This is a genomic window from Herpetosiphon sp., assembly GCF_003512625.1.
GTDB lineage: Bacteria > Chloroflexota > Chloroflexia > Chloroflexales > Herpetosiphonaceae > Herpetosiphon > Herpetosiphon aurantiacus.
This window is the reverse complement of sequence record NZ_DOPT01000085.1, coordinates 7,285-11,376: the sequence shown is the minus strand read 5'-3', so window position 1 is coordinate 11,376 and position 4,092 is coordinate 7,285. Positions and strand designations below refer to the sequence as shown.

Sequence of the window (4,092 nt, the reverse complement as noted above, 5' to 3'; positions counted from 1 at the left end):
TCGAGACCAATTGTGGCACGGCCTATGGCATTGCGGGCTTGGTCGATAAGGTAGGAGTGACCAATATCACCCGTTGGCTGCCGTTTGAAATGAGCGATTCGGCTTTACGCGAACATATGCTCAATCGGCTGATTCGTCCGCAAATTGTGCCGATTGACCGCGAAAGTTTGTTGATTGAGCAAGCTTTGGTGCGCGAAGCCCTGCGCGTTGTCTCGAACGATTTGTTTGATGAACAGCCTCAATTAGCCAGCGATTTGATTATTGCAACTGGTGGAGCGCTGACCCACACCATGCATCCGGCTCAAGCCTTGCTAAGCATCGTTGATGGGCTGGATTTTGGGCGCTTGCAACAATATCGTGATCGCAGTTTGCTGATTAGCGATATTTACCTTGATCGTGATGGTTTGCTCGCCTTGTGTGGCGCGACTGCTTGGAAATATCCTGATGCAAGTTTTTGTTTGCTCGAACAAGATGTATTGCGTAATGGTGCTTTAGCCAGCTATCTGGCGATCAATAGTTCATTGCGTTTGGGCGATTTGGTGGCGGAAGTCGAGCTTGTGCCCGTCAGCGGCGCTCCGATCATCATGCAAATTCATCATGGTGAGATTCGGCGCTTACCATTGGCGCTGGGTAAACGTGCTACCCTGCGTTTGCGCCCAACCAAACAAGTGCAAATTGGGGCAAATTTACCAGGCGAAGTCGTCGAAACTGGCTTGGCTGCGATTACCGGTAGCGCATTGGGCTTGGTAATTGATGCCCGCCCACGACCTTTGGCTCAACGCAATAGCGATATCCCAAGCCGCAATCAACAATGGCAATGGCTCAATCAATTGGGCGTGGTCGATGGGCTTAATCCTTATGCGCCGCAGTATGATGATCAACCGCTGCCGTTTGAAATGGCTCCTGCGCTCACCCGCATTCCCGATCCAGCACCAGCGCCAGCCCAAATGCTACCTGAACGCGAAGAACCCAATGCGATTCCCGATTGGCTGCGCGAAGAAGGCGAGAACGCCAACGATCTGACCATGCCGCCACCAAGCGATTTTGGGGTTGAAGAACCCTTACCCGATTGGCTGGGCGGGATGGATGTGCCGGTCAGCAGTGATCCAGTGCTCGATTTGGGTGAACGCCGACCATCGCAACCAATCGCTCCTGCCGACTTTAGCGCCCTGCGCAACGAGTTGGAAGAACAAAATAAACCCAAACGTGGCTTCTTCCGCCGCAAGTAAATCAATGCTGATCCGACTAACCTTATGTTTGGTTGGTCGGATTGGCTTAATCCCGCCAAAAATCCCCCACAGAATCGGCACTTTTCCCACAAAAGGGTTTGACAGCGTTTGATAGCGCGTGGTATGCTCATCGATAGTTCAGAGTTTGGCGATCAAACGGATATTGGGCTTTAAGCTCATTCTAAAGCGCTATGATCGCTACGATCAAAACCTTTTTTGTAGCCATTTTTCCTCGATATAGCTTAGAAGGAGCAAGCCATGCACAAACGCCTTACGCGGGTACTGGGAACCATTTTCTGTGTACTTGGCTTGGGTTTGGCGCTATTTGGCTTTGATGGCGCATGGCGTGCCTATGGTCAAACCGCAGGGCCAACCCCAACCCCCGATTTTGACCTGCCGATTACCAAAGCTGTTAGCCCAAGCAATGCCTTGCCCGGCGATACGGTGACGTTTTCAATTAATGTTACCAACGATCAGCCGCAAACCCAAACCAATGTCGTGATTACCGATAGCGTGGTTAATTTCTTGGAAGTAGTTGGTGCAAGCAGTAGCAAAGGCACTGCTAGCTTTAGCGGCCAAGAAGTTCGCGCCGATGTTGGTACATTGGCCAGTGGCGAATCGGTACGTTTGACGATTACCACGCGGGTACGGGTTGGCACAGCGCCTGGCACAATCGGCCAAAATGTGGCGTTTGTCAATACGGCCAGTGGTTCAAGCTCCTCAAGCAATGTGGTTACAGTGACGATTGGCGGTGAAGGTACGCCTACGCCCAGCCCAACACCAGTGCCAGCAGGCTCAAAATTGGTGGTTGAAAAGTCGGCTAGCCCAGCTAGTGGCAAAGTTGGCGATTTAATTACCTTCAAAATTGTGGTGCGCAATACTGGTGGCTCAACTGCCCCAAACGTCGTAGTCAACGACCGTATTCTCGATTTCTTGGAAGTTGTTAGCGTGCAAACCAGCAAAGGCAGCGCCGCAACCACAGGCCAAGACGTGAAGGTTACGGTTGGCGATTTGGCAGCTGGCGAAAGCGTCACCATTGCCATCACCACCAAGATTCGAGCTGGCACGGTCAGCGGTCAACAAGGTATCAACATCGCCGAAGCAGTCGCCAGCGATGGCAGCGGTGGTTCATCAAGCATTCCTAGCAATCCTGTGGCAATCGCGGTTGATCGTAATCCACCAGCAGGTTTGCCTGATACTAGCGCCCCCAACCAAGCTTCGTGGATTTTCTGGCTTGGCTTGGGCATGGCGATTACTGGCGGTTTGTTGTTGATGGTTAGTCGCCGCCGGCGCGTTGCTTAATCGATGAATATCATCCGTCGTTATATAACTGGTCTCCGTCGCTGGCTCTGGCTTTTAGTGCTAGGGCCAGTTGTCGCTGCTGGCGCGGCTTATGGCATTAGCAGCCAACAAACACCGCGTTATGCCAGCAGCACTCGTGTGATTGTCGGCCAAACCCTCAAAAATAGTAATCCCGATTATGGCAGTTTGGTGGCAAGTGAGCGCTTGGTAGCAACCTATGCCCAAATCGCCCAAAGCCGCACAACCATGCAGGCAGTTGAGCAGCGCTTAAATTTGAGCGATATGGCAAGTTCAGCGATCATCACTACCCGCCCAGTCCAAGAAACTGAGTTTTTGGATATTGCGGTTGAGGCCAATGATCCGCAACAGGCTGCCGATATTGCCAATGCAATTGCTGACCAATTGATTTTGACTAGTCCGGCAGGGCCACAGAGCGCTGAAGCCAAATTGCTTGATGAAGTCAATCGCCAAATTGCTACGCTCAACGAGGAAATTACCCGTACCGATGAGGAAATTAAAACCCTCAAGGCCGAAATTGAGCAAATTGGGGCCGATAAACCTGCTGCTGAATCGTTGATTGCGAACTTGCAACTCAAACAACAGAGCCAAAATCAAAATCGCCAAACCCTCAGCACGCTCTACAGCACGGCGCTGGGCAATCGCGCCAACTCGATCAGCGTGGTCGAGGCTGCCACGGTCAATCCAACCCCAATTGCACCACGGCCAATTCGCAGCGCAATTTTGGCGGGGATTTTGGGCTTTGCCTTGGTATTTGGTTTGGCCTTGTTGATCGAATATTTTGATGATAGCGTGCAAACGCCCGATGAAGGCGTTGATCTCGTTAATGCGCCGTTGCTGGCAGCGATTGTCAAGCAAGAAACTAAGGTGACCAAAGCCTCGCAACGCTTGGTTTCGCGACTTGATCCGCGTTCACCAACCGCTGAAACCTTTCGCACCTTGCGCACGAATTTGCAGTTTTCGAATGTTGATACCAAAGCTCGCACATTGATTGTCACCAGCAGCCAGCCTGAAGAAGGCAAAAGCACAGTCGCTGCTAACTTGGCATGGGTGCTGGCGCAAGCAGGCCAAAAAGTCGTCTTGATCGATGCTGATTTGCGCAAGCCCATGATGCACCGCGTGTTTGAGGTGAGCAGCGAATATGGCCTGACCAATTTGCTGACCAATAATGAAGACCCAACGATCCGTGAGCGCACGGTGCTATCGGTTGCCGAAAATTTGTGGCTCATTCCTAGCGGGCCTTTGCCTCCTAACCCCTCGGAATTGCTCAGCAGCAAACGCATGGAAATGCTGATTTGGCTGTTGCAGCAAGAATACGATTGGATTTTGTTCGATACACCGCCAATTTTGACCGTAACCGACCCAATCGCACTGATTCCACGGGTTGATGGTGTAGTGTTGGTGGCCGAGGCCAAGCGCACCCGCCGCGATATGCTGGCAAAATGTCGGGCTGCGGTGCAAACCGTCGGCGGGCGGGTGATTGGCTTGGTCTTTAACAAGCTTGATCCGCGCTCCGAGGGCTATGGCGTTTACTATACCTACT

Annotated in this window: 3 protein-coding genes; all 3 read left to right on the top strand. The window is 52.1% G+C overall.

Going from position 1 to position 4,092, the window contains the following annotated elements:
* Nucleotides 1–1,229: glutamate mutase L (locus DEF47_RS18110; RefSeq protein WP_287045276.1), on the top strand; the 1,229-nt coding region annotated here is incomplete at its 5' end.
* Between the two features lie 258 nt (nucleotides 1,230–1,487).
* On the top strand, nucleotides 1,488–2,531 hold the full coding sequence (locus tag DEF47_RS18105) for a DUF11 domain-containing protein (protein WP_012187753.1): 1,044 nt from the start codon (nucleotides 1,488–1,490) through the stop codon (nucleotides 2,529–2,531).
* Between the two features lie 3 nt (nucleotides 2,532–2,534).
* A partial coding sequence (locus DEF47_RS18100; protein ID WP_287045275.1) for a tyrosine-protein kinase domain-containing protein occupies nucleotides 2,535–4,092 on the top strand: 1,558 nt, incomplete at its 3' end.